Origin of the sequence: Rudaea sp. 3F27F6, assembly GCF_005503555.1 — a bacterium.
Taxonomy (GTDB): Bacteria; Pseudomonadota; Gammaproteobacteria; order Xanthomonadales; family Rhodanobacteraceae; genus Rudaea.
In genome coordinates, this window is sequence record NZ_SCNG01000007.1 from 1 (window position 1) to 24,954 (window position 24,954).

Genomic DNA, 24,954 nt, shown 5'->3' on the forward strand with positions numbered 1-24,954 from the left:
GTGGTGGCGCCGGCGGCTGCGGTGGGCAGGGAGGCGGCGGCTCCCCGGCGGGTCCTGCGGGACAGATGGCGCGGGCATTGGCCTGCGGCATAAATGCGACGCCTCCCATGACGGCGAGTCCTACCATCAACGTGATCCGTCTAACAATTCTCATTTCTTCGTCTCCTGGAGAGTAGAAATCGATTTGGCATCGCGTCTGCGATGCCTCGCAAACATACACCCGTCATCGTGGGAATACGATTAGGCATTTGGCGCAATGATCAACGCGAATGTGGAGCCAGGCTGGCGACAAATAAAATCGTGAAACGAATCACCATTTCGGCCGCACGAGTTCTCGAGCAGAATTTTTCGATTTTCACGAAATCCCAATAGCAACTGGTCAATCGATTTGACGGATATTGGTGTCGTCATGCAGCGATCGAATATTCGCGCGCCGATTTTGCTTGTAAGAATATTCCTACATAAAAATCAGCAATCGGCCATCGAATCGGAGCGGCCCACTTCGCACACTCATTGTGCCCGTAGGCTAGTACTTGACTACTAGATCCCCGAGATCCCGGAATAAAGGAACGACGTCGGGCACAAATCAGCCCGCGACTCTACCCTGAGCCGCGGGCTGTTTTTTCTCGGCCAGATGCGACGCAGGGGAGCCCTTCAAATTTCTTTCAGTCTAACTGCGAAGGCAATTCTCTTGCGGCTAAGCCTGGCTTCAGACCCTTATCCACGGAAACAAGGAGAAGTGTATGTACGGTTCAAAGACGGCAAAGAAGAAATCTCTGGCTGCAGCGGCAGCCAAGTTTGCTTTCTATGCAAGCGTGGCCTGCGCAAGCATGGGCATCAGTACGTTCGCCTCGGCTTGGAGCGTCAGTCCGGGAGGATCGACGGCATTTTCCGCTCCGGTCACGCTGAGTATCAATGGGACTGCATTCTCGACATCCGGAGTCAATTGCACTCTGACTATGCTCGGCTCATTTGCCCCCAGCACCGGCGATTTGACGATCACGTCGGCGGCGCTCAACTCTAATTGCCAGTACACGAATGGCTCGGCGACTGAAGGAGTCAAGGTAGATTCAACTCAATTTCCCATTGGTCCGATGCATTTGAATTGGACCACTGAAGTTACGATTACCGAAAACTTCAACTTCAAATTCACTTTCTATCAAAAAGTGGGTTTCAGCCCGACTCCGGCTCCAGTAACGTGCACGTTCTATTCCAATCTTGCCTGGAACAATACGAGCAACATCAGCAGCTCGCCGCCATCGAACCAGGCCACTCCTGGCGGCTACGGCGAAGCCTATGACGCCCTCGGGAACTACCATGACTGCTCCTTGAGCGGAACCTTTACGATCAGTCCTTCTCAGACCATCAACTATTGAAAGGGAATGCCGGATCGTTGACCGGGCTGTTTAGACTGCAGGGAATAGCAGACAACTCGATTCTCCGATTCAACCGGCAACGACTGATCGCTCAGAGGCAAACAAGCGGCCCGGCTCGATCGAACCCGGGCCGCTCTTTTCATGGGGCCGAAACGACTTCCGAACCGTCAACGCGAAAAGGACTCCGCGGCGAGCGAATCCAGACTTCGAAAGAACTCAACAGGGATTCGCGCGATATTCCAAGTCCTTCACGACGTGACTGCCTGGAATGCCGCAGAACTTCGGGTTCCGCTCTCGTTTGCCGTCGGCGTTGTCTTTGAGGAATCCGCCTTCGTCGATCGCGGCATTCGTATCGGGAACGGCCACCTCGAAATGCACGTGCTTGAGCATGGCGCATCCGATGGCATCCTCGTCACCGATGTATTGGCCTGCCTTCACTTTGTCGCCGACTTTGAGCCCGGCCTTCGCCGTCGTTGATTTGTAAGCAACGTGCGAATAGTTGGCCCATTCGCCATTCGGATGGGCAATCCACACGTAGTTGTTGTGGCAGAGATTGGCGGCTCTTCCGCTCTGCTGCTCGTTGAAGCCGTCTTGAATGGCCATCACGATGCCGTCGGCCGCCGCCACGACACGATACGGCTCTTTACCACCGATCGCATAGAGATCGATGCGGCCGCGCGGTCGATGCGTGGTGAAATCATCGAACACTTTTACCGACGTTCCGTCCGCGAACGGCAGTCGATATACGCCAGCGCTCGGACGCTCCAGCTCAACGATTTCCGCTCCACTCAAATTGGCGGAAGCAAAAATCAGAACTGACAGCCAAGCCACGTTCCGATGGGGAGCAGTAGTCACGGGCTGATCCTCAATTAGAAGGAACATGATAGAGCAACCGGTTCGATGCCCGCTTCTATCAATCCTGCTCCTGCGGCATACGTCGGCGAAAGCACTAAGAGCGCGACGCTGAATCGATATCGTTGTCGATCAACCCGGAGACGGCTGCAATCGCCCGTAAAGCCATCCCTGCCCATATCGTGCTCCTACACTGAGCAGCAGTTTGTGCTGGGCTTCGGTTTCGATTCCTTCAGCGATCACGCTGATGCCGTATTCGCGGATGCGTGCGAGCATGCCTGTGCAGACGTCGCGTATCATCGCGTCTTGCTCGATCGCTTTGACGAAACCCGCGTCGATCTTGATCGCGTCGACGCCGAGCTGACCGAGCATCGCGAAATTCGAATAGCCGGTGCCGAAATCGTCAAGGAATACGCGAATGCCCTTGCGACGCAAGGACGCCAGCTCGCCGTGATAGTCGCCGCCGTGCGCGTGCTCCGTCAATTCCAAATGCAGATCGCTGACTTGCAAGCCGTGCTGGTGGACTGCGGCGAGAACGCGCTGGGCAAATCCGGGCTGTTTGAGCGATTGCATGCTGATGTTGATCGAAACGGGCAGCACTCTCGACGAAGCGGCGCGGATTCCGCTAATCGTCGAGCAGACGTCGCTCAAAACCCAGTTGGTCAACGCGTCGATCGATCTGCTCGATTCGGCGAGCGGAATGAACTCGTCGGGGTTTATTTCGCCGAACTGCGGCGACTGCCAGCGCAGCAAGGCTTCGAACGAGACGGTCTCTCGCGTCACCATGTCGACGACAGGCTGGTAACGCAGAAAAAATTCTCCCTGCCCGAGCGCTCGGGTGAAGCTCGTCAGCAGTGCAAGACGCCGATGTTCTGCCGAAGCCGTCACGGCATCGTAGTGGGCGACGCGATTCTCGCCCTGCGAGTGCGCGATCGACACGGCCGATTCCGCATCGCGCAGCAACGCGTCGAACGTGGCGCTGTGCGAGGCGCACGCAATGCCGATATCGAATGTGGAGACGATGCTCACTTCGCTGCCTCCGGCATCGACATGGTTCTCCCCTGCACTCATCGCGCGCGACAGGATGTCTGCGACCCGGTCGGCAGCCGTACTCGCCGCTTCGAGCGTCGGCGCAATCAATACGGCGAATGTGTCGCTGCTGACGCGCGCAAGGTTGCCTTCTCCTTCCAAGTCCGATTTGAGCCGCGTGGCCACGCTGCGCACCCACACATCGCGCAGCGCCACGCCCCACAGCTGGCCGATCTGATGCAGACCGCTCAGGCGCATCAATACCAACGAGCCCGGCTCACCCTCCCCGTGCCCGGCGCGCTCATATGTTTCCTTCAAACCGTTGAGATTCGGCAGCCCGGTATCCGCATCGCGCAAAGCGAGATCGCGGATTCGATCGCGCGAATCGTACAAGGCGCGCATCGTGCGCGAGGCACGCCAGCAGATGAGCAGGAACATCAGGACGATCGACAGGCTTGCCAGAATCGGCGCGACGGTGAAATTGGGTGTCGGCAGCAGCCAGAGGCCGCCGAGGGCGAGCAGGAACGAGACGATGATCAGCATCGCGCGCGGCCGCCCCCAAAGGACCGGATCGTTGTCCGTACGCTTTTGCATGGTAAGCATCGACGGATGCAGCGCAGCCACGCCGATCAGCACGGCGGCGATTCGTCCGGGAGGAAACCAAACCTGCGACAGGCGCAGATGAAGTCTGCCGACCAGATCCAACTGAGAGGTGATGTCGGCTATCGGCATCAGCACGAATGCCGCAATCACCATGCTGAGGGCCACGTTCGCGCGGTCGCGGGTGAACGCAATCAACAGGGTCAGCGCGATCAACACCAGATCGAACACGGGAATGACGACGCCGCTGAGCACCGTAAGGCGCGAAAGACCGGCGAGGTCGGACAAAGGTTGGCCGATATAGGTGTACATCACCACCGTCAGGCCGAGACAAATGGTGAGCGCGTCGACCCACAACTCGCGCTTGGGCGCGGCCGAGCGGTTCGACACCAGGATTCCCGCGGCGAGGAGATAGCAGCCCGTTCCGACGGCCGAATCGACATGCCACCAGAACAGATCGGGCACATAGATACCGCGCAAGGGGACGAATATCGCCAGCCACGCGTAGCGGACCAGCAAGATCCACCAGATCGCACGCTGCGCCGGCCGGTACTTCCGCATCCCGTACAAGATGCATGCGGCCGCGAACAGGTATACCGCGCTGACTCCGGCGATGTAGAGGGCGTGACTCTGGGGGAGCCCCGACTTGTCGGCCGCGGTGGTCGAGATGTCCCAATAAGTGCCTTGGGGCGACAGCAGTTGCGAAACGGCGGCGATGGCGAGGAACAGGACGACCGCGATCACAGCCGCGGCAATCATCTCGCGGCGCCAAGAAAGATCGCCGCCTTTTACGCTGGCATCCATCAGCCTGCGGGAGCGTTTCACAAGATTCACGGGCCTGTTCCTTACCGACATCCGTACCCGGCGATCCCTGTCTGCCAAACAGCGGCAAAGACTGCAGCGCCGGGAAATTCCGTTCGCGCCAGTATATTCCCGTTGGCAAGGAATGATACGCGGTCGGCACCTATCCGGCATACTTGTGAGAAGCCGCTTCACCAGCGGATACGACGCGTCGGATACGAACCTCGCCATCGACGCAGTGGATCTCTGGGCCGAGAAAAACAAAGTAACGGAACCTGTGTTGGCAGCGCACAAGCGCAACCAATCGTCGGGTGCAGAGCAGCCCGATCTTCAGCACGCCGGCAAGGCCGCGTTCATCGATACGGGCCGCGCGCTGCCTATAATCGCGCGGGCTTCGAGTGGTTCGGGCCGCGAACATGCCCGCGCCGCTGGCCGCGCTTCGCCCGAGAACATGTGCCTGCACGGCACGACGGCGGACATCTGGAGACCGAATTGGAAGCGATTGCCCCAAACCTCGAAGGCGTGAATCGGTACTCCTTGGAATCACCGTCGCGCAACGGCGCCGCCATCCACGGACGCTTGCGGCGCGCTTGCCGGCGTGCATGGCCGCTGCTCGCCTTGCTGCTCACCGCCTGCGCCAGCGCGCCGCAGCCGACGCACAATCCGCTCGCGACCTGGACGCCCTCGCCGAACTACAACGAGCGCAAGGCGATACTGATCGTTGTGCACTACACCGAGCAGGAATCGGTCGAGCACAGCCTGCGCACGCTGAGCAACGCGGACAGCAAGAATCCGGTCAGTTCGCATTATCTGATCGGCGCCGACGGCCGCATCTACCAGCTCGTCGACGACGGCGCACGCGCCTGGCACGCGGGCATCGGACGCTGGGGTACGATCACCGACGTGAACTCCGCATCGATCGGCATCGAACTGGACAACAACGGCTCGACGCCGTTCGCCAGCGCGCAGATCGACAGCCTGCTGCGCCTGCTCGCCGACCTGACCGATCGCCTCAATATCCCGCGCACGCAAGTCGTCGGCCACGAAGACATCGCGCCGACGCGCAAGAGCGACCCGGGCCCGCGTTTTCCGTGGAAACAATTGGCCGACGCCGGCTTCGGCCGCTGGCCGCGCGGCGATCTCGTCACGCCGCCCGCGCAATTCGATGCGTGGGCGGCGCTGGCCGTGATCGGTTATGCGCTCGACGACCGCAATGCCGCGGTGAAAGCATTCCATCATCATTACCGCGGCATCGAAGGCAGCAAGCTCGACGACACCGATCGGCGCATTCTGTATGCGCTGACGCGCCGGTAACCGGCGACTACACCTGCCGCGGCTTGACCTTGCCGGCCGCAAGCTTCGCATTGCTCCGCGCCGTCTCGACGTCGGCCGCAAACGCCAGGGCGACGCCCATGCGGCGCTTGACGAAACTCTCAGGCTTGCCGAACAGGCGCAGATCGGTGCCCGGCACGGCGAGCGCATCGGCCACGCCGTCGAACGCGAGCGCCTTGGCGTCGACGCCGCCGTAGATCACGGCGGAGGCGCCGGGCGATTTCAACGCCGTGCTCACCGGCAGACCGAGGATCGCGCGCGCATGCAGCTCGAATTCGCTCTGCCACTGCGTGATCATCGTGACCATGCCGGTGTCGTGCGGGCGCGGGCTCACCTCGCTGAACCATACCTCGTCGCCTTTCACGAACAACTCGACGCCGAACACGCCCTGGCCGCCGAGATCGCCGGTCACCTTCGCTGCGACTTCTTGCGCGCGCGCCAGCGCGCGCGGGGACATCGGCTGCGGCTGCCAGCTTTCCACGTAGTCGCCGGCGACCTGGACGTGGCCGATCGGCGCGCAGAACTGGGTTTCGATCTCGCCGGCCCCATTGCATGCACGCACCGTGAGTAAGGTGATTTCGTAATCGAAGTCGATGAAACCCTCGACGATCACGCGGCCGTGATTCACACGGCCACCGGCCAGCGCATAGTCCCACGCTTTCTTCACGTCGCCGGGCCCGTCGATCTTGCTTTGGCCCTTGCCGGACGAACTCATTACCGGCTTGACGATGCACGGATAGCCGATGCCTCCGTCTATCGCGACCTGAAGTTCTTCGAGCGAATCGCAGAACTTGTACGGACTCGTCGGCAGGCCGAGCGTTTCCGCGGCAAGACGGCGAATGCCTTCGCGGTCCATCGTCAATCGCGCGGCACGCGCGGTCGGAATCACGCGTACCGTACCGGCTCGCTCGAGTTCTTCGAGCACCGGCGTCGCGATCGCTTCGATCTCCGGCACGACGATCTGCGGGCGCTCGGCTTCGATCAGCTCGCGCAGTTGCCGCGCATCGTCCATCGCGATCGTATGCGCATGATGCGCGACCTGCTGGCCCGGCGCGTCGACATAACGATCGACTGCGATGGTCTCGACGCCGAGACGTTGCAGCGCGATCAGCACTTCCTTGCCGAGTTCGCCCGAGCCGAGCAGCATGACGCGCGTGGCGGCGGACGACAGCGGCGTGCCGAGTACGGTGGAGTCGCGTGACGGCATGAATCTTTTTCCCGAATGGACAAGGCGGCCATTATCCCGCATCGCACGGACGATGCGCATTTCTGTCGCAGCTTGATCCGACATCCCGCCTCTTTCACTGCGCAATAAATCTGCGACGCGCCCTTCAGCATCGAATGAAGTGAGTGATGGGGATCGCCGAACGCCGTCCGACATGCAAGACAAGCGAGCTGCCGACGCATCGTTGCCAACCGAATCCGCGCCTGCTTCTCGATGCCATTTCGTGCGAGCCGCAGACGCGACCTACGCGATGAAACATGTTCGTCATCGACCTCGATGCACGACGAAAACGTTTCGACGCCCTGCCGAAAGTCATGCTCCGCATGACTTCCGTCATAGCTGCAACCGATTTCCACTTTTGTGCATCGTATACACGATGACTTCCTGCAGATGCGGGTACCGCGCATGTGCGGAATCATCCATTCGCGATGCGCAGAACGCGTCGCGGAATGTCTTGTTGCGCCAAAACCATACGTTTCCCACGCCTTTCGGAGGACCCATGCCTGTACCTCGCTCACCACGTCATGTACAACTCGTTGCCGCCGTCGCGATCGCGATGCTCGCCTGCACCGCTTACGCCGAATCGTCCAGTCCGCGCGGACAATGGATCGGCAATACCCAGGTCGACGGCGAGCGCAGCAGCGATAAGACCACCTTGCAGCTCGGCGCGTCCGATACCGAGAACACCACCTTGCTGATCGACACCGGCAGAACCTGCAAGCTGCGCGACGGCAGCTATTCGGCGCAAGGCGAAGATGCCTGGGTGCTGCGCTTCAAACCGAACAACGGTGACAGCGTCTGCGAGCGTCTGTCGCAGGGCGAGTTCACCCTGCGCAATGTCGGACCGCGCAAGCTCTCTGTGGAAGTGCGCTATCCCGACGGCAAAGGCGGCCAGCTTCAGCGCAGCGGCGTGCTCGCACGCTATCCGTAAGCGCAGCGGCACGCACCGGTCCGCGCGACTCTTGCGGCGGCGATGCGCGACGGAGTAACGTTCGCGCATCGCGGCAGCCGGCAAGGAGACGTTTATGGATTGGCAGAAAGGGCGTCAAAGCGACAACGTCGTCGAGGACGACGGTAGCGGAAGCGGCGGCGGCTATGGCGGAGGCGGCGGCGGAGGCCTCGGTTTCGGCGGCTTCCACATCGGCATCGGCGGCATCATTCTCATCGTCGTCGTCAGCTTGCTGTTCGGCAAGAATCCGCTCGATATCCTCTCCATGCTCAGCGGCGGCTCGATGCTCGATTCGGGCAGCCAGCAGGTCGCGCCGCCGCAGCGCAACCAGGTCGCCGACAGCAACGATCCGCAGAAAGCCTTCGTGCGCTCCGTGCTCGGCAGCACCGAAGACGTCTGGGGCCAATATTTCCAGGCCAGCGGACAGCGCTATCCGCAGCCCAAGCTCGTGCTCTATCACGGCCGCACGCAGACCGCGTGCGGCGTCGGCCAGGAAGCGATGGGACCGTTCTACTGCCCCGGCGACCGCCAGGTCTATCTCGATCTGAATTTCTTCCAGGAGATGGATACGCGCTTCCACGCGCAGGGCGATTTCGCTCGCGCCTACGTGATCGCGCACGAGATCGGCCATCACGTGCAGAACCTGATCGGCATCATGGACAAGACCGAGCAGATGCGTCGCCAGGGCACGCCGATGGACGGCGCGACCGGTTTGTCGGTGCGCCAAGAATTGCAAGCAGACTGCTTCGCCGGCGTCTGGGCGAACCGTTCGCAGGCCCAGCTCAACTGGCTGCAGGCTGGCGACATCGACGCGGCGCTCAATGCGGCTTCCGCGGTCGGCGACGACACCCTGCAGAAGCAGGCGCGCGGCTACGCGGTGCCCGATTCGTTCACTCACGGCACCTCGGCCCAGCGCCAACGCTGGTTCAAGGCCGGTTTCGCTTCGGGCGACATCAATAGCTGCAACACCTTCAATACGCAGTCGCTGTAGCTGCGCGGCTGCGCCGGGCGGACGCGCGATCTGGCGCGTCCCGCTTCTTCGCTTTGCAAAGGTTTAACAAGGACTTTTCCCCGCTGCGATTTAATTGGCGCGGCTGACCGACGGACAGCTGCGCGAGCGCGATCAATCGCATCCCACAAAACCTGCATGGACACACCGCGATGAATTTCGATCCCAATCAGATTCACGGCCTCATTTCGACTTATCTCGTCCCGCTCGCCTGGAAGATTCTCGGCGCGATAGCCGTATGGATCATCGGCCGCTGGGTGATCCGTCTGATCGGCATCGCCCTCGCGCGCCTGCTCGACAGGCGCCAGATCGATTCGACGCTCTCGCGCTACACCGTCTCGGTCGCCGGCGGCCTGCTCACCCTGCTGCTCGCTATCGCGGTGCTGTCGGTGCTCGGCGTCGAAACCGCCTCGTTCGCCGCCCTGCTCGCCGCGGCCGGCGTCGCGATCGGCATGGCCTGGTCGGGCCTGCTTGCGAATTTCGCCGCCGGCGTGTTCCTGATCAGCCTGCGTCCGTTCAAGGTCGGCGACATGATCGCCGCGGGCGGCGTCACCGGCACGGTGCGCGAAATCGGCTTGTTCGGCACCACGCTCGACATGGGCGACAACGTCAAGGCGGTGATCGGCAACAACAAGATTTTTGCCGACAACATCATCAACTACTCGGCCAACGCCTATCGCCGCGTCGACTTGACCGCCCTGCTCGCCAACGGCGTCGACGTCGAGGACGCGAAATCGCGTCTGCGCGCCGCGGTGACGCAGATCAAGAACGTGCTCTCCACGCCCGCGCCCGACCTCGAGATTCTCGAACACACGCCGCTCGGCACGGTGCTGACCGTGCGGCCGTACTGCCACAACGACAATTACTGGCAGGTCTATTTCGACACCAACAAGGCGATCAACGACACCGCCAAGGCCGCCGGCTGGCCCGCACCGGAAACGCGCCAAGCGGTGCGTTCGATCACACCCTGACCTCAACGACGGCGGCCGCATGCGCGGCCGCCGTTCCATTCCGTCAGGCGAACCTTAGTCAGGCGATCCGCGGCAGCACAAACGCAAACGCCGCGCCGACTAGAAACGCCGACAACGCCAACGAATACAGCACCGCACCGGCACGACGCAGACGCGTACATGCGCGCGCCAGCACAGGATCGGCCGGGCACGGCATGCTGCGCGCACGCCAGATCGCCAGGCCGGCCAGCGCGAGCATCACCGCAGCGATGCCGAACACAGCGGCCTTGTGCTCACTGAGCCAGACCAACTGCGGCACGGCACTGACCAGTCCGGCCAGCACTGCACCCGCACCGAGCGCCACCATCAATGCCGGCAATACGCAGCAGACCAAGGTGCCTGTGCTCGCGACCAGCGCGACGAAGGCGAGGCCCGCATTGCGCCGCAATGGCGCGTTCACGGCTTCGCCTCGACGCGGCGGCGAACTTCGTCAAGCGATTCGCTTTCGCGCCGCACCGCCTTCACCGTGTAGCCGGCATCGGTCAATGCCTTCTTGAGCTCGTCGTCGGCGATGTCGGTGCCGTCCTTGGTCGATAAGGCGACGAGCTTCTTCTCCAGGCTGACGACCACGTCGGTCGTCGCCGGGAACGCGCGCAGTTTCTTCTCGATGCCCTGCGCGCAGAACGCGCAGACGAGGCCGTTCACGTCCATCTCGATCGTCGCCGCGGCGACGGGCTGCGCCGTTGCGATGACCGCCGCGAATGCGGCGAAAGCGAAAAGTGTATTTTTACCGTTACGCATAAATCCTCCGGAATTCATTGGGATCAGACTTCAGAAATTGAACATCGCCATCAATTGCGGCTTGCCTTCGGCAGTCAGACCGGCCTCGACCCAGGCACCGCCCTTGAACAGGCGCACGAGCGCCGCCCACTCGACGCCGCGGCGCAGGCCGCCGGTGTAGTCGCGCGCCTGCACGACGAACCAGGTCGCGAGGTCCTTGTAGTCGTGCTCGTAGGGCGCGAAGCCGAGTTGCAGGGTGTCGATGCGCTGCGAATACCTTTCGCTTTCGTGCAGGTCGCTCATCAGCGAGAAGTACACCTTGCGCGTCTCGTAGTCGGCCTGGAAGCCGGCATTGCGGTCGAGCACGCTGCCGCGGAAGCGGTTGCCGGTGGCGCTGCCGAGACCGCCCCAGACGAACACGTTGGCCTGTGCGTCGTCGAGGTTCCAGCGCTTGAGCAGATAGTTCGCGCGCAGCGTCCCGATGTCGCGACGGCCGCCGTCGATGTCGCTGTCGGTGCGCTGTACCGCCGCACCGAGCGAAAGCCAGTAGTAAGGCGCATAGAACGCCTGCACCTCACGCATGGTGCCTGCGCCGTACTCGGCCATCACGGTGGTGCCGTCGGCGAACGCGATCGGCTTGGCCTGCGCGCTTTGTGCGAGCGCAAGCAGAATGCCGGCACCCGTGCCGGCGAGAAATTTCAACACGATTCGATCCTCTTCAAATCCAGTGCGCAGACGCGCACATGCCGCACCTTCGGCGCGGCCGCTCAGAAATGGGCAGGATCAGGCGATCGGAGGTCGGATCGGCGGGCCTTCGTCGCGCCCGACCACGGACGTGTCGGACGACGGCGCGTGCGCGTGTGCGGAATCGGAAGGAGCCAGGCCGGGAGCGCCCGGCGCGAGGAAGGCGGCCAGCCCGGCGAGGCAGGCCTGGACGCAGGCAGCCGGCGGGCAATCGCCGACGCAGCACGGCACCTTCTTTTCCGCGCCGCCGCCCTGCTGGGCCATCGCCTGCATGCAGTCGTCCGCCTGCGCGCGCGCGGAGATCGCCGCCAGCACGGGCAGCGGCCCCTGCAGGACGAGGCTCAGCGACAGCAGCAGTTTGAGGACGGTACGCAGCATGAGATGACTCTACCCCTGCGAAGACCCGTGCGTCGAGGAAAAACTTACGTCCCGCCTCGATTGAAATGCGGGCGATCGCGTCGGTGAGTTAACATCGCGCCATCCAAAACGACCGCTCCGACGCCATGAAGATCTCTTTCCGCGCGGCCCTCGCGCTGCTCGTCATTTTCCTTGCCGCCTGCGCCGCTCCGGCGCCGAAATCGAAGCCCGACTCGCCGCTGATTCTGATCTCGATCGATGGCTTCCGCGCCGACTATCTCGACCGCGGCCTGACCCCGAACCTCTCGGCGCTGGCCGCCGACGGCGTGCGCGCGGAAGCGATGCGCCCGGCTTTCCCGAGCCTGACTTTTCCGAACCATTACACCCTGGTCACCGGCCTGTACCCGGATCATCACGGCATCGTCAACAACACCATGGTCGATCCCGTGCTCGGCAAGTTCAGCTACAAGAAAAGCGCCGAACTGAGCGGCCGCTGGTGGGACGGCGCCGAACCGCTATGGGTGACCGCCGGCCGTCAGGGCGTGCGCAGCGGAACGATGTTCTGGCCGGGCAGCGACGTCGAAATCCGCGGCGGCCGGCCGGACTACTTCCTGCCGTTCAACGGCAAGATGACGCCCGAGCAGCGCGTCGAGCAGGTGCTCGGCTGGCTCGACCTGCCCGCCGACCGGCGCCCCCGCTTCCTCACCCTGTACTTCGAACAGGTCGACCACGAAAGCCACGACCACGGCCCGAACTCGCCGGAAGCCGACGCCGCCCTGCGCACGATCGACTCGACGATCGGCCGCCTCGTCGACGAACTGAAGAAGCGCAACCTGTATGCGAAGACCAACATGGTCATCGTCTCCGACCACGGCATGACCGCGGTTTCCGACCAGCGCAATGTGCTGCTCGACCGCCTCATCGACCTGACCCACGTCGACCTCGTCACCGCCGGCGTGCTGACTGGGCTCAATCCGAAGCCCGGCTACGAGGACGAAGTCGAAAAGGCTCTGCTCGCCGCGCACGATCACGTCCAGTGCTGGCGCAAGGGCGAGATCCCGGCGCGTCTGCATTACGGCACGAATCCGCGCATTCCGGCCATCGTCTGCGCCGCCGAGGACGGCTGGCAATTGCAGACCCAGTCCTTCCTCGACCGCCCCAACGCGCGCCACGGCGGCGGCGAGCACGGCTACGACAACGCCGACCCGAACATGCGCGCGCTGTTCGTCGCCCACGGGCCGGCGTTCAAGCACGGCCTGGTCGTGGCCGAATTCGACAACGTCGACGTCTATCCGCTGTTGGCGCAGTTGCTCGGGGTCAGGCCCGAGCCGAACGACGGCAATGCCGCCACGGCCCGCGAGATGCTGCGCTGAGATTCCTGTTGCGCCGCGGCATTTTTCCGTGCATGATTGGCCGTCCAAACGACAGTACCCCCGATGAATCAGCTCTTCGCCACCGTTGAAATCCTGTCCAGCGCCGATATGGCCGCGGGCATGACGTCGCGCGCGCGTCGACCGACCACGACCAACACGGCCGGGTAAGCTGTCGCACGATTTTCATGTGATTCGACGATAAAAACCCGGCTCCGTGCCGGGTTTTTTGTTTTTGGGTTTTTCACCGAGGCTTGCAGATGGCAATTCGACAGCACCTTGCGGCGATCCATCGCCGAAAGACAACCGGCCATCCGCAGCCGCACTTTTCACAAAAAGCATTCTTCTTCGTAGAGCATTGACGAAATGGCTATCCGACACTTTCTTACCACGCAGGATTGGACTCGCCCCGAACTCGACGCGCTGCTCGCACGCGCCGCCCAGTTCAAACAGCACAAGCTCGGCGACGAGCTGAAAGGCAAGGCGGTCGCCCTGCTGTTCTTCAACCCGTCGATGCGCACGCGCACGAGCTTCGAGCTCGGCGCGTTCCAGCTCGGCGGCCATGCCGTCGTGCTGCAGCCCGGCAAGGACGCATGGCCGATCGAATTCGAACTCGGCACGGTGATGGACGGCGAGACTGAAGAACACATCGCCGAAGTCGCGCGCGTGTTGTCCCGCTACGTCGATTTGATCGCCGTGCGTGCGTTCCCGAAATTCAAGGACTGGTCGATCGACCGCCAGGATCACGTGATCCATTCCTTCGCCAAGTACGCGACCGTGCCGGTGATCAACATGGAAACGATCACCCATCCGATGCAGGAACTCGCGCATATCCTCGCCCTGCAGCAGCACTTCGGCACCACGGATCTGCGCGGCAAGAAGTACGTGCTGACCTGGACCTACCATCCGAAGCCGCTCAATACGGCCGTGGCGAACTCCGCGCTGCAGATCGCCACGCGTTACGGCATGGACGTGACCCTGCTCTGCCCGACGCCCGAATACGCGCTCGACCAGCGCTATCTCGATTTCGCCAAGCAGAACGTCGCCGAGAACGGCGGCAGCTTTGCAATCTCGCACGACGTCGATGCTACGTACAAAGGCGCCGACATCGTCTACGCGAAGAGCTGGGGCGCGCTGCCCTACTTCGGCAAGTGGGAAAACGAAAAGCCCATTCGCGACGCGCACCAGCATTTCATCGTCGACGAGCGCAAGATGGCGCTGACCAACCACGGCGTGTTCAGCCACTGCCTGCCGCTGCGCCGCAACGTCAAGGCGACCGACGCGGTGATGGACTCGCCGGCCTGTATCGCGATCGACGAGGCCGAGAACCGGCTGCATGTGCAGAAGGCGGTGATGGCGACGCTGGCGCGCGGACAATCAGCAGTGAGCGGTGAGCGGTGAGCGGGAAACGGCGTCAGCTCCGCACTGTCTCGATCTGATTCTTTCAACGATTTACTGGAAATGCATTCAATGACTAATCACTCCGACCGCTCACCGCTCACCGCTGACCGTTCACAAAACCAAGATATCGTCCTCGCCTTCTCCGGCGGCCTCGACACGAGCTTCTGCGTGCCGTACCTGCAAGAGCGCGGCTACCGCGTGCACACCGTGTTCGCCGATACCGGCGGCGTCGATGCGGAAGAACGCACCTTCATCGAAAACCGCGCGAAGGAACTCGGCGTCGCCAGCCACGTCACCGTCGACGGCGGACCGGCGATCTGGAACGGCTTCGTCAAACCGTTCGTGCAAGCGGGACAGGGCTATCAGGGCCAGTATCCGCTGCTCGTGTCCGACCGCTATCTGATCGTCGAGGCCGCGTTGAAGCGCTGCGACGAACTCGGCACCAAGTACATCGCGCACGGTTGCACCGGCATGGGCAACGATCAGGTGCGCTTCGACCTGACGATCAAGGCGCTCGGCGACTACGTCATCGTCGCGCCGATCCGCGAAATCCAGAAAGAACACACGCACACGCGCGCCTACGAGCAGGACTATTTGGAGCAGCGCGGCTTCGGCGTGCGCGCCAAGCAGAAGAGCTACACGATCAACGAGAACCTGCTCGGCGTGACCATGTCGGGCGGCGAGATCGACCGCTGGGAAGCGCCCGGCGAAGGCGCGCGCGGCTGGAACGCACCGCGCAGCGAATGGCCGACCGCGCCGCTGCGCGCGACGATCGGCTTCACCGCAGGCGAAGCCGTGTCGCTCGACGGCGAAAAGCTCGCCGGCCACGAGATCCTCGCGCGGCTCAATCGCGAATTCGCCAAGTACGGCGTCGGCCGCGGCCTCTACACCGGCGACACCACGATCGGCCTCAAGGGCCGCATCATCTTCGAAGCGCCCGGCCTGACCGCGCTGCTGACCGCGCATCGCGCGCTCGAAGAAGCAGTGCTGTCGAAACTGCAGAACCGCTTCAAGCCCGAAGTCGCGCGCGCCTGGGTCGAACTGGTCTATGAAGGTTTCTTCCACGATCCGCTCAAGGCCGACCTCGAAGCCTTCCTCGCGTCCTCGCAGACCAAGGTCAACGGCGAAGTGACATTGGAAACCAGCGGCGGCAGCGTCGGCGCGGTCGCGGTGAAATCGCCGCACATCCTCAATGCCAAGGGCGCGACCTATGCGCAGTCGGCCGACTGGGGCGTGGAGGAAGCCGAGGGCTTTATCCGCCTCTATGGCATGAGTTCGACGTTGTGGGCCGAAGTGAACCGTTGAGACCGGAATGAACGACACGACCGCCCAATTGCGCATCAGCACAAACCGCGACGAGCTCGATCTCGCGTTGATCCACGACTTTCTTTCACGCGAGGCGTATTGGAGCCAAGGCATTCCGCTCGCAGTCGTGCAACGCGCGATAGAGAACTCGTTGTGCTTCGGCGGCTATCTTGAAGGCAAGCAAGTGGCGTTTGCGCGCGTCGTCAGCGACTACGCCACCTTCGGCTATCTCGCCGATGTATTCGTGATCGAATCCTGCCGCGGGCTCGGCTATGCGAAAGCAATCGTCGGCGCCGCGATGGACGAGCCGCGCCTGCAGGGTCTGCGGCGGATCATGTTGATGACGCGCGATGCGCACCCGCTCTACACGGGCTTTGGATTCACGCCCTTGTCCAAGCCCGGCAATGCGATGGAGATCAATCGGCGGGATATCTATACGACGGCAGGTGCCCCATGAACGCGTTGCTCGACAGCACCCTGCAACACCTGCGCGCCCTCGTCGCCTTCGACATGCGCAATCCTCCGCGCGAGATCGGCACGGGCGGCATTTTCGACTACCTGCGCGCGCATCTGCCGGGTTTCGACTGCACGGTCACCGACCACGGTGCCGGCGCGGTCAGCCTGTTCGCCGTGCGCGGCAAGCCGAAAGTGCTGTTCAACGTGCATCTCGACACCGTGCCCGATTCGCCGCACTGGACTGCGAGCCCGTTCGAGCTGCGCGTAAATGACACACATGCGGTCGGCCTCGGCGCCTGCGACATCAAGGGCGCGGCGGCGGCACTGCTGACCGCGGCGGCGCAGACGCAGGGCGATGCCGCTTACCTGTTCACGACCGACGAGGAAGCAAACGATGCCCGGTGCATTGCTGCTTTTCTCTCCCGAATCGCGAATCCCGAATCGCGAATCCCGGCTTTTGAAACCATCATCGTCGCCGAACCGACGCGCGGCGAAGCGGTGCTCGCCCATCGCGGCATCAGTTCAGTGCTGATGCGCTTCAAAGGCCGCGCCGGGCATGCCTCGGGCGGCAATGCCGCGGCGGACAGCGCGCTGCATCAAGCCATCCGCTGGGGTCAGCACGCGCTCGACTACGTCGAATCGCAGGCGCACCAGCGTTTCGGCGGCCTGACCGGGCTACGCTTCAACATCGGCCGCGTCGAAGGCGGCATCAAGGCCAACATGATCGCGCCGAGCGCCGAAGTGCGCTTCGGTTTTCGCCCGCTGCCGTCGATGGATATCGATACGTTGCTGGCGACATTTCGCTCGGGCTTCGACCCGCAGGCCGCCGAATTCCAGGAAACATTTCGCGGCCCTTCGCTGCCGTCGGGCGACGTCGCCCAGGCCGAAGCGCGCCGGCTCAAGGCGCGCGACTTCGCCGACGAGGTCGGCCTCACCATCGGCAACGCGGTCGACTTCTGGACCGAAGCCTCGCTGTTCTCCCAGGCCGGCTACAGCGCGATCGTCTGCGGTCCGGGCGATATCGCGCAGGCGCATACCGCGGACGAATTCGTCGAGCTGTCCCAGCTACTGCAAGTCACCGAAAGCTACATCCACATTCTGAAATCGCAGGCCCGTTGAAATGGATACCAACACGCAAACCCGCCAGACCATCGTGCGCCTGCTCTCGAGCATGGGCAGCGCGAAGGAGATCGACCAATACCTGCGCCGCTTCTCGCAGCTCGACGCCAAGCGTTTCGCCGTGGTCAAGGTTGGCGGCGCGGTGCTGCGCGACGATCTCGACAATCTCGTCTCCTCGCTCGCCTTCCTGCAGCAGGTCGGCCTGACGCCGATCGTGATCCACGGCGCCGGCCCGCAGCTCGACGCCGAAATGACCGCCGCCGGCATCGTCAAGCAGACCATCGACGGCCTGCGCGTCACCTCGCCCGAGGCACTCGCGATCGTGCGCCGCGTGTCGCAGTCGGAAAACCTCAAACTCGTCGAAGCGCTGCAGAAGATCGACGCGCGTGCGACCTCGATCATCGGCGGCGTGTTCGAAGCGAGCTATCTCGACCAGCCGAAGTACGGCCTCGTCGGCAAGGTCGAGAAGGTCAACCTCGCTTCGATCGAAGCGAGCCTCAACGCGGGATCAATCCCGGTGATCGCCAGCCTCGGCGAAACCCCGGCCGGACAGATTCTCAATATCAACGCCGACTTCGCCGCGAACGAACTGATCAAGGCGCTGCAGCCCTACAAGATCGTGTTCCTGACCGGCACGGGCGGCCTGCTCGACGACGCCGGCAACGTGATCGACTCGATCAACCTCGCCACAGAATACGAACACCTCAGTGCGCAGCCATGGATCAACGGCGGCATGCGCGTGAAGATCGAGCAGATCAAGGACCTGCTCGACAAGCTGCCGCTGACCTCGTCGGTATCGATCACCAAACCGGCAGAACTTGCCAAAGAGCTGTTCACGCACAAGGGCTCGGGCACCTATATTCGCCGCGGCGAGCGCGTGCTGCGCGTGACCTCATGGAACGAACTCGATCTCGGCCGCATGCGCGGCCTGATCGAATCGAGCTTCACGCCGCGCACGCTTGCACCGGACTACTTCGAACGCACGCACTTGCTGCGCGCCTACGTGAGCGAAAACTATCGCGCCGCTGTGATCCTTTTGCAGGGCGGCGAGCATGTCTATCTCGACAAGTTCGCCGTGCTCGACGAAGCCCAGGGCGAAGGCCTCGGCCGCGCGGTCTGGCAGGTGATGCGCGACGAGACGCCGGCGCTCTTCTGGCGCTCGCGCCACGGCAACGTCATCAACCATTTCTACTACGCGGAGTCCGACGGCTGCTGCAAACTGCCGAGCTTCAAGGCGTTCTGGTACGGCATTGAGGACTTCGCCGAGATCGAGGCCTGCGTCGAGTTCTGCCGCGAGAAAAAGCCGACCTTGATGGACAGTTCACTAAGTGATGGAAAGAAACAAGCTGCGTGAATGACGAGTCGCCAGAGTTCGTCGAGCCGACCGCGGAGAATCGAAGAAATTTCGCAATCCGCTGGCTGACCGCGGGCTTGGTCTTGGCCCTTGCTTGCGTACTGGGGAAAATCGGCTTCGCGTCTCTGGGCTCTCTGCCGGATTGCGATCGTCTTCCTTACATTCGCATGATGATGGTCGCCTTCGTGGGATTGCCTTTCATCCTTGGCGTGTATGTTTTCAGACTGGGCCGAAAGACATTGTCGACTCAGCGTTGGGTTCCGCCGACGCCGCCGATGTTCTTCCGCCAGCGCATCGGCAAGGGGCGCAAGGCGCGCTGGATAGCTTATTACCTGTTGGCCGCAGGCGTAGTGAATATGACTGCTCCGATTTGGGGCGGATACTTGCTCTACCGTTCCGGACTATTTTCGCCACCCGCCAAAGAATCCGCGTGTGGCAGGTCTCAAATACCGCAAACGACAAAAGAATCATTTTGAAATGAGCGCAAAAACTAAATCCGTCGGCATCGTCGGCGCACGCGGCCACACCGGCGCCGAACTGATCAAGCTGATCGCGCGGCATCCACATCTCGAACTCGCCTTCGTTTCTTCGCGCGAGCTCGACGGACAACGTCTGGCCGACCACAACGCCGACTATCGCGGCGAGCTGCGTTACGAGAATCTGTCGCACGAAGATGTCGCGTCGAAGCGTGCCGACGTCGTCGTGCTCGCCTTGCCGAACGGCAAGGCGGAAGGCGTGGTCAAGGCCATCGACGAGGCCAAGGCCGATCCCATCATCGTCGATCTCAGCGCCGACTACCGTTTCGACAGCACGTGGTACTACGGCTTGCCCGAGCTGACCCGCGACGCGTATCGCGGCCAGCGCCGGATCAGCAACCCGGGCTGTTACGCCACCGCGATGCAGCTTGCGATCGCGCCGCTGAAAGATCTGCTCGCCGGGCCGCCCGCGTGTTTCGGCGTATCGGGCTACTCGGGCGCGGGCACGACGCCGTCGGACAAGAACAATCCCGAGAAACTGCGCGACAACCTGATGCCCTACTCGCTCGTCAATCATATGCACGAGCGCGAAGTCACCCGGCATCTCGACGTTCCGGTCGAATTCATGCCGCATGTCGCGCCGCATTTCCGTGGCATCACGATGACGGTGAACCTATGGCTCACCCAGGCGCAGACGCTCGAAGCGGTCAAGGCACGCTATGTGGAAAAGTATAAAAACGAAGCGCTGATCGAAGTGATCGACGACGCGCCGTGGGTCAGCCATATCGCCAACCGGCACGGCGCGCAGATCGGCGGTTTCACCTTGGCGCCGGGCGGCAAGCGCATCGTCGTCGTCGCCACGCTCGACAACTTGCTCAAGGGTGCGGCGACTCAGGCGATGCAGAATCTCAACCTTGCGCTCGGCTACTCTGAGTTGGAAAGCGTTCCGCTTGGCTCCCTTCTCCACTCGGAAGAGAGTGCTCCGGCGAACGCGTGAGAAGTAGCCCTACAATCATAAATAGCGTTTTCAAGCTGCAACGTCTTTCCCTCATCCGGCGCTGCGCGCCACCTTCTCCCGGTGGGAGAAGGAAAGATAAAGAGCCTTTCTATGTCTGATTTGTTGTGGCAAAAACCCGGCGTCGAAACCGACGCGCGCATCATGCGATTCCTCGCCGGCGACGACGTCGTGCTCGACCGCGAATTCTTTCTCCATGATATCGATGCGAGCCGCGCGCATGTCGAGGGCCTGGCGCGCATCGGCGTAGTCTCACAGGACGAGAGTGACGCCATCGCGCGTGAGCTGGCCGCGCTTGCTGCGGATTTCGAAAGCGGCGCCTTCGTCCTTGATGAAAAATACGAAGACGGCCACTCCGCGATCGAAGCGCGTCTGACCGAGCGTCTCGGCGATGCCGGCCGCAAGGTGCATACCGGGCGCAGCCGTAACGACCAGATCCTCGTCGCGACACGCCTCTGGCTCAAGGCCAAGCTGTCAGCACTACACGCCTTGTGCACCGACGTCGCCAAGGTATGCCTCGCGCGCGCCGCGCAGGACGCGCTGCCGCTGCCGGGCTATACACATCTGCAGCGCGCCGTCGTCTCGTCGACCGCGATGTGGTATGCGGGCTATGCCGAGAGCTTTATCGACAATGCACGCCGCGCCCTCGACACCTTCGCCTGGATCGACGCCAATCCGCTCGGCACCGCTGCCGGCTACGGCGTGAATCTCAAGCTCGACCGCGAGCACACGACGCACGCGCTCGGTTTTGCGCGCATGCAGGTGTCGCCGATCTACGCGCAGCTCTCGCGTGGCAAGTTCGAGATGGCCGCGCTCGACGCGCTTGGCACCGCCCTGCTCGATCTACGCCGCCTCGCTTGGGACCTGTCGCTGTTCACCACGGCGGAATTCGGCTTCGTCCACCTGCCGCCCGAGTACACGACCGGCTCGTCGATCATGCCGAACAAGCGCAACCCCGACGTGGTCGAGCTGATGCGCGCCAGTTACGCCAGCGTCGCCGCGGGCCGCGCCGAGATCGAACAACTGCTGTCCCTACCGTCCGGCTACCAGCGCGACCTGCAGTTCTCCAAGGGCGGCCTCTATCACGGCTTCGCGCGCGGTCTCGCCGCCCTCGAACTGTTGCCCGACCTGCTCGCGCGCATGCAGTGGAACGCATCGGCGATGCGCGCGGCGATCGATCCGGCGATGTACGCGACCGACGTCGCGATCGAGGCGGCCATCGCCGGCGTGCCGTTTCGCGAGGCATACAAGCAGGCCGCGGCTGCGGCGAACGAAGCCGGTCAGGGACGTACGCCGGAGCAGAGTCTCGCCGCGCGTGTTTCGCCGGGCGCGGGAACCGATTTGCGGCTCGACGAATTGCGCGTGCGGCTCGACGAATTGAACAAGGCGAACAGATAACACATCGTCATTCCAGCGGCTTTCAACAGCCCAAGGGCTGGTCAAGCTGGAATCCAGATCTCGAATCCGATATGCAATCAAGAAACCCTGCGTCTACATCCTCGCCAGTGGTTGGAGTGGCACTTTAGGAGTGGCACTTTATACGTAGGCGTAACTCGGACTTGGTCAAACGCGTCTACGAACATAAAAACGATCTTGTCGACGGATTCACCAAGAAGTATCAGGTCCATCTTCTTGTTTGGCACGAGCAGCATGCGACCATCGAATCAGCGATCGCTCGAGAAAAAGCCATCAAGGCTTGGAAGCGCGAATGGAAGATCCGACTGATCGAAGAGTCCAACTCGGGTTGGCGCGATTTGTACCCTGAGCTGGTTTGAAATACGGAAGGCAAGAGCTGGATTCCAGCTTGCGCTGGAATGACGAGCTACACGAAGACGGCGAAAAATAAACTCATGAGCGAAAGGTTCTCCGAAGCTGATCGAGGAGTCCAGTTCGAATTAGCACGATTTGTGCCCTGAGTTGGTTTGAAACACGAAAGGCAAGAGCTGGATTCCAGCTTGCGCTGGAATGACGAACTAAACGAAGACGGCGAAAAATAAACTCATGAGCGAAAGGTTCTCCGAACAAACGCTGCCCGTCTGGCGCCGCGCCGTCCTCAAAGTCGGCAGCAATCTGCTGACTGCGGGCGGCCGCGAGTTGTCGCCGCAGCATGCGCGAGGCTTGGCCGATTTCGTTGTTGCGTCACGCGCAGCCGGGCGGCAGGTCGTCATCGTTTCCTCGGGCGCTGTGGCCGCGGGACGGCCGCGTGTGAAGGAAGACCTCGGCGGCCTCGTCGCGCGTCAGGCGCTCGCCGCGCTCGGACAGACGCGCATGGTAGCGCTGTGGCAGGAACTGCTCGGCGCAACGCCGGTCGCCCAGGTACTGCTCGCCCACGACGACCTGCGCAATCGCCGCCGCTATCTCAATGCCCGTAACACACTGCTCGAACTGCTACGCCTCGACGCCGTGCCGGTCATCAACGAGAACGACACGGTCGCGGTGGAAGAACTGAAGCTCGGCGACAACGACAACCTCGCGGCGATTGTCGCCGCCCTGGTCGATGCCGATCTGCTCCTGATCGCGAGCGACGTCGACGGCCTCTACGACGCGCACCCGCAGCTCAACCCGCAGGCGAAGCCGGTCGAAACGGTCGCGGCTGTCGTTCCGGAGATTCTCGCCATGGCGGGCGCCGCCGGCAGCGCTCATGGCACCGGCGGCATGCACACAAAACTCGAAGCGGCGGCGAAAGCCGCGAAGGCCGGCATCACCACCGTGCTGTTCAACGGCACGAATGCGGAAACGGTGGCCCTGCTCGGCGCGGGCGCATTCCGCGGCACGCGCTTCGGCGCGGCGAGTTCACGTCTGGCCGCACGCAAGTACTGGCTGCGCCATGCGCCGGGCAGCGACGGCCGCCTGCGTGTCGATGACGGCGCGATGCGCGCTGTCGTCGCCGGCAAGTCGCTACTGCCGGGAGGCATCGTCGCGGTCGACGGCGAGTTCGCGCGCGGCGACATCGTCGAGATCGTCTGCGACGGCAACGCCATTGCGCGCGGCCTGGTTCAGTACAATGCCGGCGAGGTACGGCGGCTGGCCGGAAAGCAGTCTCGCGATATCGAGGCGACGCTCGGCTTCAGCTACGGCGATACGGTGATGCGCCGCGACGATCTGGTGATCTTGAGCGATGGAGTGACGGCATGAATGCCGCAATCGAAACGGCGGGACAACTCGCGCAAACGGACATCCGCACGCTCGCGCTCGCAGCGCGCGATGCCGGCGCAGCCGTGGCGGCGTTGTCCAGCGCGGCGAAGCGCGACGTTCTGCACGCGATGGCCGCTGCGCTCGCAGCGCAGTCGAGCGCCATCCTCGCGGCGAATGCGCTCGACGTCGAAGCCGCGCAGGCCAAGGGCCTCGCCGCGGCAATGATCGACCGCCTGCGCCTCGACGATGCACGCGTTGCCGGCATCGTCGCCGCAGTGCGCGAGATTGCCGACCTGCCCGACCCCGTCGGACAGGTCACGCGCCGCGAGCAGCGACCGAACGGCTTGGCGATCGAGCGGGTGCGCATACCCCTCGGCCTTATCGCAATGATCTACGAGTCGCGCCCCAACGTGACCGCCGATGCGGCCGCGCTGTGCTTCCACGCCGGCAATGCCGTACTGCTGCGCGGCGGCTCGGAAGCCTGGCACAGTAACCGTGCAATCGCGGCCGCACTGCGCTCGGCGCTGCGCGCGCACGGCGTGGCCGAAGCGGTGATCACCCTCGTCGAAGATCTGCGCCGCGAGACGGTGATGGCCCTGCTGCAACTGACCGACATCGTCGACCTCGCAATACCGCGCGGCGGCGTCGGCCTGATCCGCTTCGTCGCCGAGCACGCGCGTGTGCCGGTGATTAAACATTATCAGGGTGTGTGCCATCTCTACGTCGATGCGGATGCCGACCCCGACCTCGCCCTGCGTCTGGCGATCGACGGCAAGACGACGCGTCCCTCGGCCTGCAACGCGCTCGAAACGCTGCTCGTGCACAAGGATATCGCCGCATCTTTTCTGCCTCGCGTCGCGCGCGCCTTGACCGCGAAGAACGTCGAGCTGCGCGGTGACGATGCCAGCCGTAAACTTGTCGCGGAGATGAAACCGGCGAGCGAGGACGACTACGCCGCGGAATTCCTCGACCTGATTCTCGCCGTACGTGTGGTCGACGATCTCGACGCCGCGATCGCACACGTCAAGCGCTATGGCTCCGATCACACCGAAGTGATCGCGACGCGCAACGACGCAGCGGCGGAAAAATTCGTCGATGCGCTGCGCTCGGCGGTTGTGCTGGTCAACGCCTCGTCGCGCTTCTCCGACGGCGGCGAATTGGGCCTCGGCGCCGAGATCGGCATTTCGACCACGCGCCTGCATGCCTATGGCCCGATGGGCGCCGAATCGCTGACGATCGAGCGCTACGTCGTGCGCGGCAACGGCCAGGTGCGCCATGCTGAGTCGGAAAAAATTTGACGAGCCGCACGCGATGACCAC

26 protein-coding genes are annotated in these 24,954 nt (G+C 62.9%); 18 read left to right on the forward strand and 8 right to left on the reverse strand.

Going from position 1 to position 24,954, the window contains the following annotated elements:
• Positions 1–743 precede the first annotated feature (743 nt).
• Entirely contained in the window at positions 744–1,376 is a 633-nt protein-coding gene (locus FFS30_RS21315) for a hypothetical protein (RefSeq protein WP_137915228.1), read from the forward strand.
• 216 nt (positions 1,377–1,592) lie between these two features.
• Here the strand turns inward: FFS30_RS21315 and FFS30_RS21320 are convergent, their stop codons facing one another.
• Both FFS30_RS21320 and FFS30_RS23965 read right to left on the reverse strand, forming a co-directional pair.
• Positions 1,593–2,231, reverse strand: coding sequence for a M23 family metallopeptidase (locus FFS30_RS21320; RefSeq protein WP_171014781.1), 639 nt, complete (start codon positions 2,229–2,231; stop codon positions 1,593–1,595).
• A gap of 129 nt (positions 2,232–2,360) precedes the next feature.
• Positions 2,361–4,682: a bifunctional diguanylate cyclase/phosphodiesterase gene (locus FFS30_RS23965; RefSeq protein ID WP_249352581.1), complete on the reverse strand. Its 2,322-nt coding sequence runs from the start codon at positions 4,680–4,682 to the stop codon at positions 2,361–2,363.
• A gap of 154 nt (positions 4,683–4,836) precedes the next feature.
• On the opposite strand from FFS30_RS23965, the gene FFS30_RS24360 reads away from it, so the two are divergent.
• Positions 4,837–5,184, forward strand: a complete 348-nt coding sequence (locus tag FFS30_RS24360; RefSeq protein ID WP_249352582.1) for a hypothetical protein — start codon at positions 4,837–4,839, stop codon at positions 5,182–5,184.
• A gap of 53 nt (positions 5,185–5,237) precedes the next feature.
• Entirely contained in the window at positions 5,238–5,972 is a 735-nt protein-coding gene (locus tag FFS30_RS24365; RefSeq protein ID WP_249352593.1) for an N-acetylmuramoyl-L-alanine amidase, read from the forward strand.
• 7 nt (positions 5,973–5,979) lie between these two features.
• On the opposite strand, the gene purT is transcribed toward FFS30_RS24365, so the two are convergent.
• Positions 5,980–7,197 carry a formate-dependent phosphoribosylglycinamide formyltransferase gene (gene purT / locus FFS30_RS21335; protein ID WP_137915230.1) on the reverse strand — a complete coding sequence of 406 codons (1,218 nt, stop codon included), beginning with the start codon at positions 7,195–7,197 and terminating at the stop codon, positions 5,980–5,982.
• Between the two features lie 517 nt (positions 7,198–7,714).
• On the opposite strand from purT, the gene FFS30_RS21340 reads away from it, so the two are divergent.
• From FFS30_RS21340 to FFS30_RS21350, 3 genes are all read left to right on the forward strand, one after another.
• Positions 7,715–8,146, forward strand: coding sequence for a hypothetical protein (locus tag FFS30_RS21340; protein ID WP_137915231.1), 432 nt, complete (start codon positions 7,715–7,717; stop codon positions 8,144–8,146).
• Between the two features lie 94 nt (positions 8,147–8,240).
• Entirely contained in the window at positions 8,241–9,155 is a 915-nt protein-coding gene (locus FFS30_RS21345) for a neutral zinc metallopeptidase (RefSeq protein WP_137915232.1), read from the forward strand.
• 170 nt (positions 9,156–9,325) lie between these two features.
• Positions 9,326–10,144 carry a mechanosensitive ion channel family protein gene (locus FFS30_RS21350; protein ID WP_137915233.1) on the forward strand — a complete coding sequence of 273 codons (819 nt, stop codon included), beginning with the start codon at positions 9,326–9,328 and terminating at the stop codon, positions 10,142–10,144.
• A gap of 58 nt (positions 10,145–10,202) precedes the next feature.
• On the opposite strand, the gene FFS30_RS21355 is transcribed toward FFS30_RS21350, so the two are convergent.
• From FFS30_RS21355 to FFS30_RS21370, 4 genes are all read right to left on the reverse strand, one after another.
• The gene (locus FFS30_RS21355) at positions 10,203–10,583 is read right to left on the reverse strand and encodes a hypothetical protein (protein ID WP_137915234.1); all 381 of its coding nucleotides are present in this window, start codon (positions 10,581–10,583) and stop codon (positions 10,203–10,205) included.
• Complete coding sequence (locus FFS30_RS21360) at positions 10,580–10,924, reverse strand: heavy-metal-associated domain-containing protein (RefSeq protein ID WP_171014783.1); 345 nt, start codon at positions 10,922–10,924, stop codon at positions 10,580–10,582. The genes FFS30_RS21355 and FFS30_RS21360 overlap by 4 nt, the downstream gene beginning before the upstream one ends.
• A 30-nt stretch (positions 10,925–10,954) precedes the next feature.
• On the reverse strand, positions 10,955–11,608 hold the full coding sequence (locus FFS30_RS21365) for a hypothetical protein (RefSeq protein ID WP_249352583.1): 654 nt from the start codon (positions 11,606–11,608) through the stop codon (positions 10,955–10,957).
• A gap of 78 nt (positions 11,609–11,686) precedes the next feature.
• The gene (locus FFS30_RS21370; RefSeq protein ID WP_137915237.1) at positions 11,687–12,025 is read right to left on the reverse strand and encodes a hypothetical protein; all 339 of its coding nucleotides are present in this window, start codon (positions 12,023–12,025) and stop codon (positions 11,687–11,689) included.
• A 125-nt stretch (positions 12,026–12,150) separates the two neighbouring features.
• Here FFS30_RS21370 and FFS30_RS21375 point away from each other — a divergent pair, with 125 nt between their 5' ends.
• Positions 12,151–13,377, forward strand: coding sequence for an ectonucleotide pyrophosphatase/phosphodiesterase (locus FFS30_RS21375; RefSeq protein WP_137915238.1), 1,227 nt, complete (start codon positions 12,151–12,153; stop codon positions 13,375–13,377).
• A 183-nt stretch (positions 13,378–13,560) separates the two neighbouring features.
• On the opposite strand, the gene FFS30_RS24115 is transcribed toward FFS30_RS21375, so the two are convergent.
• Positions 13,561–13,716: a hypothetical protein gene (locus FFS30_RS24115; protein ID WP_212742541.1), complete on the reverse strand. Its 156-nt coding sequence runs from the start codon at positions 13,714–13,716 to the stop codon at positions 13,561–13,563.
• Between the two features lie 24 nt (positions 13,717–13,740).
• Between FFS30_RS24115 and FFS30_RS21380 the strand changes: the two genes are divergently transcribed.
• The 11 genes from FFS30_RS21380 to FFS30_RS21430 all read left to right on the forward strand — a co-directional run bounded on the left by FFS30_RS21380 (position 13,741) and on the right by FFS30_RS21430 (position 24,933).
• Positions 13,741–14,775, forward strand: coding sequence for an N-acetylornithine carbamoyltransferase (locus FFS30_RS21380; protein WP_137915239.1), 1,035 nt, complete (start codon positions 13,741–13,743; stop codon positions 14,773–14,775).
• A gap of 69 nt (positions 14,776–14,844) precedes the next feature.
• Positions 14,845–16,080: an argininosuccinate synthase gene (locus tag FFS30_RS21385; protein WP_137915240.1), complete on the forward strand. Its 1,236-nt coding sequence runs from the start codon at positions 14,845–14,847 to the stop codon at positions 16,078–16,080.
• Positions 16,081–16,087: 7 nt separating this feature from the next.
• Positions 16,088–16,537: a GNAT family N-acetyltransferase gene (locus FFS30_RS21390; protein WP_137915241.1), complete on the forward strand. Its 450-nt coding sequence runs from the start codon at positions 16,088–16,090 to the stop codon at positions 16,535–16,537.
• Complete coding sequence (locus tag FFS30_RS21395; protein ID WP_137915242.1) at positions 16,534–17,655, forward strand: acetylornithine deacetylase; 1,122 nt, start codon at positions 16,534–16,536, stop codon at positions 17,653–17,655. Before FFS30_RS21390 ends, FFS30_RS21395 begins: the two co-directional genes overlap by 4 nt.
• Before the next feature lies 1 nt (position 17,656).
• Positions 17,657–19,009 carry an acetylglutamate kinase gene (locus tag FFS30_RS21400; RefSeq protein ID WP_137915243.1) on the forward strand — a complete coding sequence of 451 codons (1,353 nt, stop codon included), beginning with the start codon at positions 17,657–17,659 and terminating at the stop codon, positions 19,007–19,009.
• Positions 19,006–19,485, forward strand: coding sequence for a hypothetical protein (locus FFS30_RS21405; RefSeq protein WP_137915244.1), 480 nt, complete (start codon positions 19,006–19,008; stop codon positions 19,483–19,485). Before FFS30_RS21400 ends, FFS30_RS21405 begins: the two co-directional genes overlap by 4 nt.
• A 1-nt stretch (position 19,486) precedes the next feature.
• Positions 19,487–20,482: an N-acetyl-gamma-glutamyl-phosphate reductase gene (gene argC / locus FFS30_RS21410; RefSeq protein WP_137915245.1), complete on the forward strand. Its 996-nt coding sequence runs from the start codon at positions 19,487–19,489 to the stop codon at positions 20,480–20,482.
• 111 nt (positions 20,483–20,593) lie between these two features.
• Positions 20,594–21,898 (forward strand): argininosuccinate lyase, encoded by a 1,305-nt coding sequence (gene argH / locus FFS30_RS21415; RefSeq protein WP_137915246.1) that lies wholly within the window; start codon positions 20,594–20,596, stop codon positions 21,896–21,898.
• 161 nt (positions 21,899–22,059) lie between these two features.
• On the forward strand, positions 22,060–22,275 hold the full coding sequence (locus FFS30_RS21420; protein WP_343182335.1) for a GIY-YIG nuclease family protein: 216 nt from the start codon (positions 22,060–22,062) through the stop codon (positions 22,273–22,275).
• Between the two features lie 226 nt (positions 22,276–22,501).
• On the forward strand, positions 22,502–23,635 hold the full coding sequence (gene proB / locus FFS30_RS21425; protein ID WP_137915247.1) for a glutamate 5-kinase: 1,134 nt from the start codon (positions 22,502–22,504) through the stop codon (positions 23,633–23,635).
• Positions 23,632–24,933 carry a glutamate-5-semialdehyde dehydrogenase gene (locus FFS30_RS21430; RefSeq protein WP_137915248.1) on the forward strand — a complete coding sequence of 434 codons (1,302 nt, stop codon included), beginning with the start codon at positions 23,632–23,634 and terminating at the stop codon, positions 24,931–24,933. The genes proB and FFS30_RS21430 overlap by 4 nt, the downstream gene beginning before the upstream one ends.
• Positions 24,934–24,954: the final 21 nt, after the last annotated feature.

Bases quoted from the DNA above. Each gene is read 5' to 3' on its own strand.
- FFS30_RS21315 (WP_137915228.1), top strand. From the start codon at position 744: ATGTACGGTTCAAAGACGGCAAAGAAGAAATCTCTGGCTGCAGCGGCA.
- purT (WP_137915230.1), bottom strand. From the start codon at position 7,197: ATGCCGTCACGCGACTCCACCGTACTCGGCACGCCGCTGTCGTCCGCC.
- FFS30_RS21340 (WP_137915231.1), top strand. From the start codon at position 7,715: ATGCCTGTACCTCGCTCACCACGTCATGTACAACTCGTTGCCGCCGTC.
- FFS30_RS21345 (WP_137915232.1), top strand. From the start codon at position 8,241: ATGGATTGGCAGAAAGGGCGTCAAAGCGACAACGTCGTCGAGGACGAC.
- FFS30_RS21350 (WP_137915233.1), top strand. From the start codon at position 9,326: ATGAATTTCGATCCCAATCAGATTCACGGCCTCATTTCGACTTATCTC.
- FFS30_RS21360 (WP_171014783.1), bottom strand. From the start codon at position 10,924: ATGCGTAACGGTAAAAATACACTTTTCGCTTTCGCCGCATTCGCGGCG.
- FFS30_RS21370 (WP_137915237.1), bottom strand. From the start codon at position 12,025: ATGCTGCGTACCGTCCTCAAACTGCTGCTGTCGCTGAGCCTCGTCCTG.
- FFS30_RS21375 (WP_137915238.1), top strand. From the start codon at position 12,151: ATGAAGATCTCTTTCCGCGCGGCCCTCGCGCTGCTCGTCATTTTCCTT.
- FFS30_RS24115 (WP_212742541.1), bottom strand. From the start codon at position 13,716: ATGCTTTTTGTGAAAAGTGCGGCTGCGGATGGCCGGTTGTCTTTCGGC.
- FFS30_RS21380 (WP_137915239.1), top strand. From the start codon at position 13,741: ATGGCTATCCGACACTTTCTTACCACGCAGGATTGGACTCGCCCCGAA.
- FFS30_RS21385 (WP_137915240.1), top strand. From the start codon at position 14,845: ATGACTAATCACTCCGACCGCTCACCGCTCACCGCTGACCGTTCACAA.
- FFS30_RS21390 (WP_137915241.1), top strand. From the start codon at position 16,088: ATGAACGACACGACCGCCCAATTGCGCATCAGCACAAACCGCGACGAG.
- FFS30_RS21395 (WP_137915242.1), top strand. From the start codon at position 16,534: ATGAACGCGTTGCTCGACAGCACCCTGCAACACCTGCGCGCCCTCGTC.
- FFS30_RS21400 (WP_137915243.1), top strand. From the start codon at position 17,657: ATGGATACCAACACGCAAACCCGCCAGACCATCGTGCGCCTGCTCTCG.
- argC (WP_137915245.1), top strand. From the start codon at position 19,487: ATGAGCGCAAAAACTAAATCCGTCGGCATCGTCGGCGCACGCGGCCAC.
- argH (WP_137915246.1), top strand. From the start codon at position 20,594: ATGTCTGATTTGTTGTGGCAAAAACCCGGCGTCGAAACCGACGCGCGC.
- proB (WP_137915247.1), top strand. From the start codon at position 22,502: ATGAGCGAAAGGTTCTCCGAACAAACGCTGCCCGTCTGGCGCCGCGCC.
- FFS30_RS21430 (WP_137915248.1), top strand. From the start codon at position 23,632: ATGAATGCCGCAATCGAAACGGCGGGACAACTCGCGCAAACGGACATC.